At 64.3% G+C, this 13903-nt stretch carries 10 protein-coding genes, 3 tRNA genes and 2 rRNA genes (1 of these 15 running past the window's edge); 11 read left to right on the forward strand and 4 right to left on the reverse strand.

Going from position 1 to position 13903, the window contains the following annotated elements; genetic code table 11:
* The 5 genes from OCL97_RS07260 to OCL97_RS07280 form a co-directional block, all read left to right on the forward strand.
* Positions 1 to 3, forward strand: a tRNA-Ile gene (locus OCL97_RS07260); it begins 74 nt to the left of the window's first position.
* A gap of 72 nt (positions 4 to 75) precedes the next feature.
* Positions 76 to 151, forward strand: a tRNA-Ala gene (locus tag OCL97_RS07265).
* Positions 152 to 395: 244 nt separating this feature from the next.
* Positions 396 to 3188 (forward strand): 23S ribosomal RNA (locus tag OCL97_RS07270).
* Positions 3189 to 3265: 77 nt separating this feature from the next.
* Positions 3266 to 3380 (forward strand): 5S ribosomal RNA (rrf, locus tag OCL97_RS07275).
* Between the two features lie 50 nt (positions 3381 to 3430).
* Positions 3431 to 3507 (forward strand) — tRNA-Met (locus tag OCL97_RS07280).
* Between the two features lie 400 nt (positions 3508 to 3907).
* On the opposite strand, the gene OCL97_RS07285 is transcribed toward OCL97_RS07280, so the two are convergent.
* Positions 3908 to 4192 (reverse strand): hypothetical protein, encoded by a 285-nt coding sequence (locus tag OCL97_RS07285; protein WP_377368909.1) that lies wholly within the window; start codon positions 4190 to 4192, stop codon positions 3908 to 3910.
* 330 nt (positions 4193 to 4522) lie between these two features.
* Here OCL97_RS07285 and OCL97_RS07290 point away from each other — a divergent pair, with 330 nt between their 5' ends.
* Together OCL97_RS07290 and OCL97_RS07295 are read left to right on the forward strand one after the other, a co-directional pair.
* Complete coding sequence (locus OCL97_RS07290) at positions 4523 to 4798, forward strand: hypothetical protein (protein ID WP_377368911.1); 276 nt, start codon at positions 4523 to 4525, stop codon at positions 4796 to 4798.
* Between the two features lie 85 nt (positions 4799 to 4883).
* On the forward strand, positions 4884 to 5864 hold the full coding sequence (locus tag OCL97_RS07295; RefSeq protein WP_377368913.1) for an aldo/keto reductase: 981 nt from the start codon (positions 4884 to 4886) through the stop codon (positions 5862 to 5864).
* Here the strand turns inward: OCL97_RS07295 and OCL97_RS07300 are convergent.
* Complete coding sequence (locus OCL97_RS07300; RefSeq protein WP_377368915.1) at positions 5861 to 6070, reverse strand: hypothetical protein; 210 nt, start codon at positions 6068 to 6070, stop codon at positions 5861 to 5863. The two genes, OCL97_RS07295 and OCL97_RS07300, sit on opposite strands and share 4 nt — an antisense overlap.
* Positions 6071 to 6271: 201 nt before the next feature.
* On the opposite strand from OCL97_RS07300, the gene OCL97_RS07305 reads away from it, so the two are divergent.
* The 3 genes from OCL97_RS07305 (at position 6272) to OCL97_RS07315 (ending at position 11146) form a co-directional block, all read left to right on the forward strand.
* Complete coding sequence (locus OCL97_RS07305; RefSeq protein WP_377368917.1) at positions 6272 to 8257, forward strand: TonB-dependent receptor; 1986 nt, start codon at positions 6272 to 6274, stop codon at positions 8255 to 8257.
* A gap of 139 nt (positions 8258 to 8396) precedes the next feature.
* Positions 8397 to 8759 (forward strand): response regulator, encoded by a 363-nt coding sequence (locus OCL97_RS07310; RefSeq protein ID WP_377368919.1) that lies wholly within the window; start codon positions 8397 to 8399, stop codon positions 8757 to 8759.
* Between the two features lie 107 nt (positions 8760 to 8866).
* Complete coding sequence (locus OCL97_RS07315) at positions 8867 to 11146, forward strand: PAS domain S-box protein (RefSeq protein WP_377368921.1); 2280 nt, start codon at positions 8867 to 8869, stop codon at positions 11144 to 11146.
* On the opposite strand, the gene OCL97_RS07320 is transcribed toward OCL97_RS07315, so the two are convergent.
* Positions 11143 to 11955 (reverse strand): arylamine N-acetyltransferase family protein, encoded by an 813-nt coding sequence (locus tag OCL97_RS07320; RefSeq protein ID WP_377368922.1) that lies wholly within the window; start codon positions 11953 to 11955, stop codon positions 11143 to 11145. The genes OCL97_RS07315 and OCL97_RS07320 overlap by 4 nt on opposite strands.
* Positions 11956 to 12265: 310 nt before the next feature.
* Between OCL97_RS07320 and OCL97_RS07325 the strand changes: the two genes are divergently transcribed.
* Positions 12266 to 12637 (forward strand): cupin domain-containing protein, encoded by a 372-nt coding sequence (locus OCL97_RS07325; RefSeq protein ID WP_377368924.1) that lies wholly within the window; start codon positions 12266 to 12268, stop codon positions 12635 to 12637.
* A 22-nt stretch (positions 12638 to 12659) separates the two neighbouring features.
* Here the strand turns inward: OCL97_RS07325 and OCL97_RS07330 are convergent, their stop codons facing one another.
* Positions 12660 to 13886: an LLM class flavin-dependent oxidoreductase gene (locus OCL97_RS07330; protein ID WP_377368926.1), complete on the reverse strand. Its 1227-nt coding sequence runs from the start codon at positions 13884 to 13886 to the stop codon at positions 12660 to 12662.
* Between the last annotated feature and the right edge of the window lie 17 nt (positions 13887 to 13903).

Here is a 13903-nt window from a genome sequence, read left to right on the forward strand (position 1 = left end):
CCACACTTCTCGTGTGATACCTCGGGCGGACAGGTCGATGACAAGCTCTCAGCTTGAGCGGCTCCTCTTCAAAAGGGGGCCATAGCTCAGTTGGTAGAGCGCGTGCTTTGCAAGCATGAGGTCGTCGGTTCGATCCCGTCTGGCTCCACCATGAAGACGTGAATAACGCGATCGGAAAGATACAAAGTTTCCAACGCCTGGCTATGCCGGCGCTGGTTCAATGACATCGTGAATTGAAGGGTTTATCCGGCCCCCCCTGGGGTTTGGAGGATGGACCTGAGAAGACATCATTGTTCGAAAGAACAAGATTTCTATAGCGCATGTGAGGGCGCCACCCACCGCTTCGTACCGACGGGTGGCAAATACCGTCCCCTTACATGAGTTTCACTGAGAACGATCAAGCGCATAAGGGCTTCTGATGGATGCCTTGGCGTCGAGAGGCGATGAAGGACGTGGCACGCTGCGATAAGCTTCGGGGAGGCGCGAGCACCCTTTGATCCGAAGATTTCCGAATGGGGAAACCCACCTTTACGATTTGCGAATTTGATTTTCAGCTTCGGCTGGGCATCAGGTTCGTACGTCGTTCAAAGGTATAATGACCTGAATAAAATAGGGTTCATTAAGCAAACCCGGGGAACTGAAACATCTCAGTACCCGGAGGAAAGGACATCAACCGAGACTCCCGTAGTAGTGGCGAGCGAACCGGGACCAGGCCAGTGCCGTCGTGACATAAAGCCGAATGACTTGGAAAGGTCAGCCATAGCGGGTGATAGCCCCGTAGGCGTCAATTAGCGACGGACTCGAGTAGGGCGGGACACGTGAAATCCTGTCTGAACATGGGGGGACCACCCTCCAAGCCTAAGTACTCCTCGACGACCGATAGTGAACAAGTACCGTGAGGGAAAGGTGAAAAGCACCCCGACAAGGGGAGTGAAATAGAACCTGAAATCGGAAGCCTACAAGCAGTCGGAGCCACCTCGCGTGGTGACGGCGTACCTTTTGTATAATGGGTCAGCGACTTCATGTGCCGTGCAAGCTTAAGCCGTTAGGTGTAGGCGCAGCGAAAGCGAGTCTGAATAGGGCGAATAAGTACGTCGCATGACGACCCGAAACCAGGTGATCTATCCATGAGCAGGTTGAAGGCTGGGTAACACCAGCTGGAGGACCGAACCCGTGAATGTTGAAAAATTCTGGGATGACTTGTGGATAGGGGTGAAAGGCCAATCAAACCTGGACATAGCTGGTTCTCCGCGAAAACTATTTAGGTAGTGCGTCGGACGAATTCCTTGGGGGGTAGAGCACTGGATGGATGCGGGGGTCGCGAGATCTACCAATTCTAACCAAACTCCGAATACCCAAGAGAACTATCCGGCAGACACACGGCGGGTGCTAACGTCCGTCGTGAAGAGGGAAACAACCCTAACCATCATCTAAGGTCCCCAAGTAATGGCTAAGTGGGAAACGATGTGGGATTGCTTTGACAACCAGGATGTTGGCTTAGAAGCAGCCATCATTTAAAGAAAGCGTAACAGCTCACTGGTCAAGCGATCCTGCGCGGAAAATGTAACGGGGCTAAAGCCATTCACCGAAGGTATGGGTTTGCAGTTTACTGCAAGCGGTAGCGGAGCGTTCCGTAAGCCTGTGAAGGTAAGGCGTGAGCCTTGCTGGAGGTATCGGAAGTGAGAATGCTGACATGAGTAACGATAAAGAGTGTGAGAAACACTCTCGCCGAAAGTCCAAGGGTTCCTGCGTAAAGCTAATCTGCGCAGGGTTAGCCGGCCCCTAAGGCGAGGCCGAAAGGCGTAGTCGATGGGAATCAGGTGAATATTCCTGAGCCAGTTGGAAGTGACGGATCCCGTAAATTGTGAGGGCTTATTGGATTGTTCCTTGCAGTGAAGGGGTCCCTGGAAATAACTCCAACGGAGACCGTACCCTAAACCGACACAGGTGGACAGGTAGAGTATACCAAGGCGCTTGAGAGAACTATGCTGAAGGAACTCGGCAAATTGCACGCGTAACTTCGGGATAAGCGTGACTCTGCTTAGGGCAACCTTTGTAGAGTGGCACAGGCCAGGGGGTAGCGACTGTTTATCAAAAACACAGGGCTCTGCGAAGCCGCAAGGCGACGTATAGGGTCTGACGCCTGCCCGGTGCCGGAAGGTTAAAAGGAGTGGTGCAAGCTGCGAATTGAAGCCCCGGTAAACGGCGGCCGTAACTATAACGGTCCTAAGGTAGCGAAATTCCTTGTCGGGTAAGTTCCGACCTGCACGAATGGCGTAACGACTTCCCCACTGTCTCCAGCATAGGCTCAGTGAAATTGAATTCCCCGTGAAGATGCGGGGTTCCCGCGGTCAGACGGAAAGACCCTATGAACCTTTACTGCAGCTTCGCCTTGGCGTTAGCGGCAACATGTGTAGGATAGGTGGGAGGCTATGAAACCGGGGCGCCAGTTCCGGTGGAGCCAACCTTGAAATACCACCCTTGTTGTCGCTGACGTCTAACCGCAGCCCGTTATCCGGGTTCGGGACATGGCGTGGCGGGCAGTTTGACTGGGGCGGTCGCCTCCCAAAGTGTAACGGAGGCGCGCGATGGTGGGCTCAGAGCGGTCGGAAATCGCTCGATGAGTGCAATGGCATAAGCCCGCCTGACTGCGAGACTGACAAGTCGAGCAGAGACGAAAGTCGGCCATAGTGATCCGGTGGTTCTGCGTGGAAGGGCCATCGCTCAACGAATAAAAGGTACTCTAGGGATAACAGGCTGATTTTGCCCAAGCGTCCACAGCGACGGCAAAGTTTGGCACCTCGATGTCGGCTCATCACATCCTGGGGCTGGAGCAGGTCCCAAGGGTTCGGCTGTTCGCCGATTAAAGTGGTACGTGAGCTGGGTTCAGAACGTCGTGAGACAGTTTGGTCCCTATCTGCCGTGGGTGTACGAAACTTGAGAGGATCTGTCCCTAGTACGAGAGGACCGGGATGGACATACCTCTGGTGGACCTGTCGTGGCGCCAGCCGCGCAGCAGGGTAGCTAAGTATGGACTAGATAACCGCTGAAAGCATCTAAGCGGGAAACTAACCTCAAAACAAGGTTTCGCCGAGAGCCGTGGTAGACCACCACGTTGATAGGCCAGGTGTGGAAGTGCCGCGAGGCATGCAGCTTACTGGTACTAATCGCTCGATCGGCTTGATCGTTCTTAGTGAAATTCATGAATGCGCTTCAGAAATCGCGCTTTCAGCAGTGATGTCTTCTCAAATATCCGTTTCGTTGACCTGGTGGTTTTGCCGAGAGGTCCCCACCCGATCCCATTCCGAACTCGGTCGTTAAGCCTCTCTGGGCCGATGGTACTTTGTCTTAAGGCACGGGAGAGTAGGTCGCCGCCAGGTCTACCAAACGGATATGTCCAATAACCCTTCAATCACGATTATAGCTTTGCCGCGGGGTGGAGCAGCCCGGTAGCTCGTCAGGCTCATAACCTGAAGGTCACAGGTTCAAATCCTGTCCCCGCACCCAAAGATCTCTTAAAGCCCCGCTCGCGCGGGGTTTTTTGCGTTTGGACGGTCGCGCCCGCGCGAAATTGGCCGAGATCTAAGCTTGCGAATACTTAAGACGCGTCAGAATTGGCCGCCTCATTGTCCGGATTGACCACGCGGCGATGCCCCTCGGCCACCGGAGCACCTATCCCGCGGCCTTCCGAAGCCCCTGCAATGGCCAGAGCTATCAGCCGCTGGCGCGCGACCGCGGTCTGACCCGGTTTGGTGTCAGCCTGCCGGTGATCGAGCACGGCCGATGTTTCTGCTGGTCGCGGCTCGCTTGTAGCCGCGTTGCGAAACGGCGGCGCCGTGGCGGCTTAGGCCACAGAAAAAGGGCCGGCGTGATGCCGACCCTTTCCCCGCAAATCTGGGTGTTTGGTTTAGCGCTGGGCGAGCCGCATCGCTTCGAGCTGGGCGACGTCCGAGGCGCCGAGCTGCTCGAGGGCCGAGTTGACCGAGCCCTTCATGCAGCGGCCGTAGGCGTCGAGGAACAGGCTCTCGCTGGTCACCGCCTTGGCGCACACCTTCTTGGCGGCCGCGACAATGTCGGCGTGGATCTGGGCGCTGGACTTGCCGACCAGAGAGACGCGGACGCCTTCTTCAGCATGGGCGACCGGAGCCAGGGCGAGGGTGGCCAGAGCGGCCAGGGTCATCAGTTTCATCATAGTCGTCGTCTCCGAAAGGGGTTGGGGTTCAACCGCCTCCCGGCGTTCCTCAGGCTGAGGCTTGTGCTTCTAGGGTGGCCCAAGCGCGTCGCCTGAGAGGGACTTAGCGCGTGGATTCGGCACCCGGCAAGTGACAATGGTGCGACGCAATATGGGGCATATTGCAATGCGATATGAGCGGGCGCCGTCGCTCAGAATGGTGGCGCCGAGGGGGGGAAGGCGCGGCGCGGCACGGCGGTTGCGGCGAACAGCGCGCAGGCCCCCGAAATGAAACACTTGCTTTCGGGACGTCTTCACATTTGATTAACCTCTATTAACCGCCGAGGTCTCATGTTGTTTTCTGTCCTGGCTTTGACGGCCGCTATTTCCGCCCCCTCGGGCGCGTCGGCCCAAGCCTCCGAAGCCGCCCCGGCCCTGGCGGCCAACGCCTATATCGTCGAGTGCCTGGTCAATGGCCCGGCACTGACCGCCTGCACCGTCATCGACGCCGACCCGGCCACCAACCCGGGCGCCGCCACAGCGCTGAAACTGGCGGCCAACATCCACGTGCCGGACTCCATGGCCGAGGCTGGCCGCATCCGCATCAAGCTGAACGTCAATCCGTAAGGCCCTCGGCCGCGATTGACGAACTGATCCCGGCGGCTCCAAAAGGCTCCCGCGCACTGTCGCGCCGCTTCTGAGGAGCCGCCCCATGCAGACCCGCAAGCTTGGACCGTTCGAGGTCTCCGCCATCGGCCTGGGGTGCATGAGCCTCTCCCACGGCTACGGACCTCCGGCCCCGCGGGAGCAGGCCGAACGGGTGCTGAAGGGCGCGCTGGACGCCGGCTACACCTTCCTCGACACCGCGGCGGTCTATGGCGTCGGCCACAACGAGACCCTGATCGGCGAAGTCCTGGGCGACCGGCGCGACGACTATGTGCTGGCTTCGAAGTGCGGCCTGACGAATGGCGACAAGCGGGAGCTGAACGGCCATCCCGACGTCCTGAAGGCCACCTGCGAGAGCAGCCTCAAGCGGCTGCAGACCGACGTCATCGACCTCTACTACCTGCACCGTTGGGACAAGCGGGTGCCGATCGAGGACAGCGTCGGGGCGCTTGCCGACCTCGTGGCGGCGGGAAAGATCAAGACCATCGGCCTGTCGGAGGTGTCGGCTGACACCCTGCGCCGCGCCCACGCCGTCCATCCCATCACCGCCCTGCAGACAGAATACTCGCCCTGGACCCGCAATCCGGAGATCGCGGTGCTGCAGGCCTGCAGGGACCTTGGGGTCACCTTCGTGGCCTTCAGCCCGGTGGGCCGCGGCTTCCTGGCCGGCGGCGCGTCCGATCCCGCGGCCTTCCAGGAAGGCGACATGCGGCTGGGCATGCCCCGCTTCCAGGGCGAGGCCTTCGCCGCCAATCTGAAGATGTTCGAGGCCTTCGCCGGCCTGGCGAAGGCGGCGGGTTGCACGCCGGCCCAACTGTGCCTGGCCTGGCTGCTGGACAAGGATGAGACCCTTGTCCCCATCCCCGGCACCACGAACCCGGGCCACATGGTGGAAAACGCCGGGGCGGCGGCGATCAAGCTGTCGGCCGAGACGATGGCCCAGGTCGAAGCCCTGGTGAATCCGCAGACCGTGACCGGGCCGCGCTATTCGCCCGCCATGCAGGCCTCCATCGACACAGAAGGCTAGGCGGTCTCGAGACTTTCGAAGGCGGTGATGAGCGCCGCCTGGGCCAGGCGCTTGGCCCGGGCGGCGACCTCGGCCTCGGGCATGTCGTGCAGGCCGCGCGGACGGGGCAGGCTGACCTGAACGGTGACGCCGTCATCGGTGAGGATCGAGACCCCCACGAGGGTGGGGCTGACGGTGACGGAGGGCGGCAAGGACAGGTCCAGCATGGCGTTCGTCTCCAGTTGTTCCCCCGTGAGCGGGATTTGGGGCGCCGCGAGTCCCAAGTCCAGGCACGGTTTTATGACCGGATAGGCGAGGGTTCGTTAAGCTTCCTGAGCATGCAGTTTCTCATCGATCTGCCTGGGGTTGTGTCACTTGCCGCGGGGTGACGGCTGACAGGGCGCCCCTTTGCCCCTATGCCCTTGGCCATGCCCATCAGTCCTCCCCCGCCCGAAGTCGAAGTCGTCGTCGTCCATGCTCCGCGCCTGCCGGCGTTGGGTGGGGAGGCGGTGTTCGCGGTCCAGCAGATCGGCGCCGAGGAGCTGAAGACCGCGCCGCGTCTCGACGTGGCCCTGAAGCGGGCGCCCGGCGTCTCGCTGTTTCGGCGGACCGGCAGCGACGCGGCCAATCCCACGATCCAGGGGATCTCCCTGCGCGGCGTGGCGCCCTCCGGCGCGGGCCGGGCCCTGGTGACCCTGGACGGCGCGCCGCAAAACGACCCCTTCGGGGGGTGGGTGATCTGGTCGGCCCTGCCGCCCGAAAGCCTGGAGAGCGTCACCATCGTGCGGGGCGCGGGCGCCGGGGCCTATGGCGCGGGCGCCCTGACCGGGGTGATCGCCCTGGAGGAGCGCGGGGCGACGCAGGGCGTCTCGGCCCTCGACGTCTCCCTCGCCCAGAGGGGCGGGGCGCGCGCGGCGGTCGCGGTCGGTACGACCGGCTTGCTGGTGACCGCCAGCGCGGAGAGCTCGGACGGCTACACCCCGGTGCGGGGCGGACGCGGGGCGGCCGACGCGCCGACGACGCTGGACGCCGGCGCCTTCGCCTTCCGGGTTCAAGGCGAGCACGAGGGGATCGTCGGCGCCCTGCGGCTGGGGGCCTATGAGGAACAGCGCGGGGCCGGCTTGGTCGGCGCCAACTCCACGGCCAGCGGCGGATCGGTCACGGCGACGATCGCCAGGATCATCGACGGCGGCGGTTGGCGGCTGCAGGCCTGGGCGCGGTCCAGCGACCTGAAGAACACCTCGTCGGCCGTCGCGGCGGGCCGCGTGGCCACCACGCCGGCCAGCGACCAGTATTCGACACCGGCCCTGGGCCACGGCTTCAACGCCGCCTGGCAGGGACGGGGGACAGCCTTCTCCTGGGAGGTGGGCGGCGACGCCCGCTTCGCCGACGGCCACGCCTTCGAGCGCTTTCGCTACATGGCCGGCGGCTTCACCCGCGGCCGGGAGTCGGGTGGGACCACGGCGGTGGCGGGGCTTTATGCCGAGGGCGTGCTGGACCGGGGCGACTGGCTGGTCATCGGCGGCGCGCGGGTCGATGCCTGGCGACAGGACGAGGCGGTTCGCCGTGAGCGCGACCTGGCTACTGGGGCCGTCACCCTGAATTCCACCTCGCCCGACACCTCGGGCACGACGCCGACGGCGCGGTTCGGGGTGCGCTACCGGCTGAACGAGGCGACCTGGCTGCGGGGCGCGGCCTATGCCGGCTTCCGGCCGCCGACGCTCAATGAACTCCACCGCCCGTTCCGGGTGGGCAATGATGTCACCGAGGCCAATCCGACCCTGACGCCCGAGACCCTCTATGGGGTCGAATTCGGGATCGGCGGCGACGGGGCGACCCGCTGGAGTGGGACGATCTTCTACAACCGCCTCGACGACCCGATCACCAATGTCACCGTGGGGCCGGGCGGAATGGCCTATCCGGTGGCGGGCTTCATCCCGGTGGGTGGTGTGCTGCGCCAGCGCCGCAACGCCGGCCAGATCAAGGCCTGGGGCCTGGAGGCCGACATTTCGCGCACCTTCGGCGGCCTGACCCTGATGGGTGCGGCCTCGGCCACCAAGGCGGAGGTCGATGGCGGCGGCGCTTCCCCCCAGCTCACCGGAAAACGCCCGGCCCAGACGCCGGAATATACGGTGACCGCCGGGGTGGACTGGAAGGCCACCGAGCGCCTGACCTTGTCGGCCAACGCGCGGTTCGAGAGCCAGCGTTTCGAGGATGACCTGAACAGCCGCAAGCTCGGGGCCTCCGTCGGGGTCGACGCCCGGGCGACCTGGCGCTTGACGCCCGACAGCGAGCTCTATCTGGCGGCCGAGAACCTCACCGACGCCCGCATCGAGGTGGGCGAGACCGGCGACGGGACCGAGAGCTTCGCCGCGCCCCGGACACTGAGGATCGGTTTCTCCCTGCGGCGGTGATCGTCGGGGTCCCGCCAGAATAAGTCAGAAGCCATGCAAGCTTTGCTGGGGCGCATGCTAGATTTCACCCGCTGTAAGCCGTCATGGCCGCCGCGGGAGACATTTCCAGCATGCCGCGCCCACAGTTGTTGGCCCCCTGATGGCCGTCATCCTCATTGTCGAGGACGAGTTCTTCATTCGTCAGAACGCCGAGTGGGCGATGGAAGACCTGGGTCACAGCACCCTTGTCGCCACGGACCTGGCGGAAGCCCTGGTCCACCTGTCGGCGACCTCCCACATCGACGCGCTCTTCGTGGACATCAGGCTGAGCTCTCTGCCCTCCGGCGGCTACGACGTCGCCAACCAGGCCATCGTGCTGCGGCCGGGCCTGCGGGTTCTCTACACCTCCGGGAGCCCGCTCAGCGCGGAAATGGCGGACGGATTTGTTGGTGGGGGCCAGTTTATCCAGAAGCCCTATTCGGCTGAGCAACTCGGAAATTCGGTTGGAACCCTGCTGCACTAAACCCCGGTGATCCCGGCCTTCGCGCCGGTCACGGACGTACATCTGAGTTAGGAAGCCCCATCCTCATCCCCACCGCCCCTGCTGAGACGGGCGCGAACCTGGCCGCGTTGCAGAGCGCGATCTTCAACAGCGCCAACTTCTCCAGCATCGCCACGGACGCCAAGGGGGTGATCCAGATCTTCAACGTCGGGGCCGAGCGGATGCTGGGCTATGAGGCGGCCGAGGTGATAAACACCATCACGCCGGCCGACATCTCCGACCCCCAAGAACTGATCGCGCGCGCCCAGGCGCTGAGCGCCGAACTGGCCACCCATATCGCGCCGGGCTTCGAGGCCCTCGTGTTCAAGGCCTCGCGCGGCATCGAGGACATCTACGAGCTAACCTATATCCGCAAGGACGGCAGCCGGTTTCCCGCCGTGGTCTCGGTCACCGCCCTGCGCGACGCCGCCGGGGCCATCATCGGCTATCTGCTGATCGGCACGGACAACACCGCGCGCAAGCTGGTGGAGGAGGAGCAGAAAAAGTCCGACCAGAGCCTTCGAGACCAGCAGTTCTACACCCGCTCGCTGATCGAATCGAACATCGACGCCCTGATGACCACCGACCCGGCCGGCATCATCACCGACGTGAACAAGCAGATGGAGGCCCTGACCGGGTCGACCCGCGACGAGCTGATCGGGGCGCCCTTCAAAGACTGCTTCACTGATCCCGACCGGGCCGAGGCGGGCATCAAGCGGGTGCTGGCCCAGAAATCGGTCACCGACTACGAGCTGACGGCGCGGGCCCGGGACGGCAAGCAGACCGTGGTCTCCTACAACGCCACCACCTTCTATGATCGAAACCGCACCTTGAAGGGGGTGTTCGCCGCGGCCCGCGACGTCACCGAGCGCAAGCGGGTTGAGGTCGAGTTGCAGCAGGCCAAGGCCATCGCCGAGAGCGCCAGCCGCACCAAGTCCGACTTCCTGGCCAGCATGAGCCACGAGATCCGAACCCCGATGAACGCCATCATGGCGATCGCCGACCTGCTGGCCAAGACGCCGCTGACGCCCGAGCAGGACAAGTACGTGCAGATCTTCCGGCGGTCCGGTGACAACCTGCTCAACCTGATCAACGACATCCTGGACCTCTCCAAGGTCGAGGCCTCGCAACTGGACCTGGAGCAGACCGGCTTCTCGCTCAGCGACCACCTGGAGAAGGTGATCGAGATGGTGGCGCCCCGGGCGCAGGAGAAGGGCCTGACCCTGGTCTGCGAGATCGCCCCCAACGTCGCCAACGACCTGATGGGCGACCCGACGCGGCTGCGTCAGGTGCTGCTCAACCTGCTTGGCAACGCTATCAAGTTCACGCAAGGGGGCGAGGTCTCGCTGAAGGTGGAGCCGGACCTGGATCCGGCGGTTCCCACCGCCTTGAGGTTCACCGTCACAGACTCCGGCATCGGGATCGCCGACAGCAAGCTGGCGCGCGTCTTCGAACGGTTCACCCAGGCGGACTCCTCGACGACCCGGCGGTTTGGCGGGTCCGGCCTGGGACTGACGATTTCAAAGCGTCTGGTGGAGTTGATGGGCGGGCGAATCTGGGTGAGCAGCCGCGTCGATGTCGGCAGCGTCTTCGCCTTCGCCCTGCCGCTCGAAGTCTGGGCCTCGGCGAACCGTCCGGTCAGCATGCCCGTCGGCGCCGGTCCCGCCGCGCCGCTCGCGCCGCTGCAGATCCTGATGGCTGAGGACTCGCCCGACAACTGCACCATCGCTCTCGCCTATCTCGATGACACCCCTTATCGCGTCGACGTCGCCGAGACCGGGATCATCGCGTGCGAGATGTTCAAGGCCGGGCGCTACGACCTTGTCCTGATGGACCGCCAGATGCCCGCCATGGACGGCCTGACCGCCACACGCACCATCCGCGCCTGGGAAAAGGCCAATGAGCGGCCGCCGACCCCGATCATCGCCCTGACCGCGTCGGCCCTGAAGGGCGACCGCGAGACCTGCCTGGCCGCCGGCTGTACGGCCTACCTTACCAAGCCCATCAAGCAGGACGTGCTGCTGGCGGCCATCCTGCACTACGCGACCCTGGCGCCGCCCGCGGAGCCTGCTCCAGAAGAACCGAGGTCCTGGCGGCCGAGCGAGCGGCTGCTGGCCCAGATTCCGGCCTATCTGGACAGTTGCCGCCAAGATGTCATCACCATGCGCGACGCCCTGGATCGGGCCGACTTCGAACCGGTGACGATCCTGGGCCACAACATGCGCGGATCAGGCGGCGGCTTCGGTTTTCAGGCCATCACCGACTTCGGCGCGGGTCTCGAACAGGCGGCCGAGGACACCGACGTCCTCACATCGCGCCGGCTGCTCGACGCGTTGTCGAGCTATCTCGAAAGCCAGACGCGAGCCTAGTTCGCCTTCTCGCCGAACAGTTCCTCATGCTTGGCGCAGATCGCAGGCCACAGGGCGGCCATCTCGGGCACGTCGAGGCCGAACTCTCGGGCCAGGATGTCGACGAAGGCGTCGGCGCTCTCGATCAGCGCCTGGGTGCGTTCCCCCGGTCGGACACGTCGCAGGGTGCGGCCTAGGATGATCACCAAGCCGTCCGGGGTATGGCGCTGGACGATGGGGAACTGGGTGAAGATCGAATCCGGTGAGGTCCGTAGCCACTGGCAGGTGGTGTTCAGCGTGGTGTCGCTGGCCGCCGCCTCGGTGAAATCGAAATAGGGCGCGCCGCCCAGGGCGTGGTTGTGAAAGCGCCACCAGTCGGCGTCGAGCTTCTCCAGGCGGAAGTCGTACTCGGCCACCGTCATCGGGCCCACGGCCAAGGCCACGGGCTCCAGCACGCCATCGCCGAACCCGACGTCGGCGATGTAGGGGCGGTCCAGGTCCACGCGAAGGACCAGATGGTTGCCATGGCTGATCTCGCCGCGCTCGGTGCGGCCCACCGCGCCGGCCATGCGCGTGACCTTGAAGCCGATCTCGGCCAGGGCCCAGCCCAGCAGACCGTTCATCTCATAGCACCAGCCGCCGCGCCGCTGCGTCACCAGCTTGTCGAAGGCGTGCTGCACGGAGACGTCGCCGGGCCGCTGCAGCTGCACGTCCAGGTTCTCGTAGGGGATGGCCAGGAGGTGGGCGCGGTGGATCGCCGTCAGGGTCTCCAGGTCCGCGCGCGGCGCCCCGGCATAGCCGATGCGGGCCAGATAGGCGTCGAGGTCCATGGGGCGCTCCTCCTTGTGCTCAAGCTAGGATGGCTGGCGTCGTTCCACCAGCGCGGCTCGGGCCGCTATATCCGCACCCATCCCACCTTCGACGCGCCGCAGGGTCCGCACGACGGACTGAACAAGGCGATCTTCGGCGGAACCGTCGGCGTGCCCGATGGCGGCAAGGGTGCGGATCGGCGTCTATCGGGTGATCCAGGGCGCCCTCCGGACCACCCGTCCGTGGCGAAAACGCCCCGATCATTGACGTATTCGCCACTGGTGAGGCGCGCGGGCGTCAGCGCATCCTGGCGATCGCCAAGGAGGTCCCATGTCCGAAGATGCTCGCCCGTTGAAAATCCGGCTGGAGGAGAAGCTCTCCCAATTTGACGACACCTGGGCCCCGAAGATCGTCGCTCGCTACAATGACAACGAGGTCCGCCTGGTGAAGGCGGAGGGGGAGTGGGTCTGGCATCGCCACGATGAGACTGACGAGCTCTTCCTGATCCTGCAGGGTGAGTTCGACATGGATTTCCGGGACAGCACGGTGACGGTCGGGCCCGGCGAACTTCTCCTGGTCCCCCGCGGGGTGGAGCATCGTCCCGCCGCGCGCCGGGGTCAGGTTCGGCTGCTGCTCATCGACCCCGCCGGGACGCCCAACACCGGCGACGTGGTCACCGCGACGCCCGCGGTGGAGCTGTAGCGCCCAGGCCACCAGCCGCAGGTCAGTCCTTCTTCGGCTCGGCTGCGGCGGCGGCGGTGATGAGGGCGACGATCTGCGGGCTGATGTTGTCGGCGCCCTTCTCCATCATGTGGGAGACGATCCGGGCGCCGACGGCGGCGCGGGTCTGGCTGGTGAACTCGGTCTTGTTGTCGCGCACCCAGTCCATGGAGGCCTTGCGGTTGACGTTCAACTGCTGGAAGTGCGGGACCACGTAGCGGGCGATCATCTCGTAGGAGCGCTTGGTGTTCTCCCAGTTGGCCCAGTTGTGGGCCATCATCAGGTAGCAGCCGAAGCCGCCGCTTTCTTCCTGCAGCTGCTCGATGCGGGCGATGGCCTCGTCGGGCGTGCCCACCACGGCCGAGCCGAGGGCCAGATAGGCCTCGACCGGGTCGCCCGCGAAGTCGTCGGGCACCATGGGCAGGTTGGCGATCTCCCGGAAGTAATAGATCCACTTCTCCAGGCCGAAGCGGACCTGCTCGATGGCCTTGTCCTTGGTTTCGGCGATGTGCATCTGGCCCACCAGCCGCCAGGCGTTGCGGTCCATGGTCTGGCCGCTGGCCTTGGCGATGTCCTCGGCGATGCCCCAGTTGGCGGCGAGCGCATTGAACCCCGCCGTGGTGGTGGCGCCCAGGGAGAGCAAGCCCACCCCATGCTTGCCAGCGGCCCGCGCGCCGGTCGGGGAGACCTGGCTGGCCACGGCGATCTCAACCGACGGCCGCGAATAGGGGGTCATCTGCAGGCGGGCGTTGACCAGGGTGAACCAGTCGCTCTCGTGGCTGACCTCCTCGCCGCGCAGCAGGCGAACCAGGACGTCCAGGGCCTCGTCCATGCGGTCGCGCTGCTTGGCCACCGGTATGCCCATCATGAAGGCGTCGGAGGACAGCGCGCCGGGGCCGGCGCCGAACATCACCCGACCACGGGTCATGTGGTCCAGCTGGTTGATGCGGTCGGCCAGCATCATCGGGTGGTGATAGGGCAGGGAAGACACTCCGGTGCCCAGCTTGATGTGCTTGGTGCGCTCGGCGGCGGCGGCGATGAACACCTCGGGCGAGGCGATCAGCTCATAGGCGGCCGAATGGTGCTCGCCGATCCAGGCCTCCTCGAAGCCCAGATTGTCCAGGTGCTGCACCAGCTCCAGGTCGCGCTGGATGGCCAGGGTGGGGTTCTCATCCAGAGGGTGAAAGGGCGCGATGAAGGCGCCGAAGCGCAGCTTGTTCTCAAGTGTCATTCTGGCCCTCCCAGGGT

Source organism: Phenylobacterium ferrooxidans (assembly GCF_042714595.1).
Lineage (GTDB): Bacteria > Pseudomonadota > Alphaproteobacteria > Caulobacterales > Caulobacteraceae > Phenylobacterium > Phenylobacterium ferrooxidans.

What these genes read in the sequence shown, in the direction of transcription:
- OCL97_RS07325 (WP_377368924.1), top strand. Translation starts at nt 12,266, where the DNA reads ATGTCCGAAGATGCTCGCCCGTTGAAAATCCGGCTGGAGGAGAAGCTC.
- OCL97_RS07310 (WP_377368919.1), top strand. Translation starts at nt 8,397, where the DNA reads ATGGCCGTCATCCTCATTGTCGAGGACGAGTTCTTCATTCGTCAGAAC.
- OCL97_RS07330 (WP_377368926.1), bottom strand. Translation starts at nt 13,886, where the DNA reads ATGACACTTGAGAACAAGCTGCGCTTCGGCGCCTTCATCGCGCCCTTT.
- OCL97_RS07290 (WP_377368911.1), top strand. Translation starts at nt 4,523, where the DNA reads ATGTTGTTTTCTGTCCTGGCTTTGACGGCCGCTATTTCCGCCCCCTCG.
- OCL97_RS07295 (WP_377368913.1), top strand. Translation starts at nt 4,884, where the DNA reads ATGCAGACCCGCAAGCTTGGACCGTTCGAGGTCTCCGCCATCGGCCTG.
- OCL97_RS07320 (WP_377368922.1), bottom strand. Translation starts at nt 11,955, where the DNA reads ATGGACCTCGACGCCTATCTGGCCCGCATCGGCTATGCCGGGGCGCCG.
- OCL97_RS07300 (WP_377368915.1), bottom strand. Translation starts at nt 6,070, where the DNA reads ATGCTGGACCTGTCCTTGCCGCCCTCCGTCACCGTCAGCCCCACCCTC.
- OCL97_RS07285 (WP_377368909.1), bottom strand. Translation starts at nt 4,192, where the DNA reads ATGATGAAACTGATGACCCTGGCCGCTCTGGCCACCCTCGCCCTGGCT.
- OCL97_RS07305 (WP_377368917.1), top strand. Translation starts at nt 6,272, where the DNA reads ATGCCCATCAGTCCTCCCCCGCCCGAAGTCGAAGTCGTCGTCGTCCAT.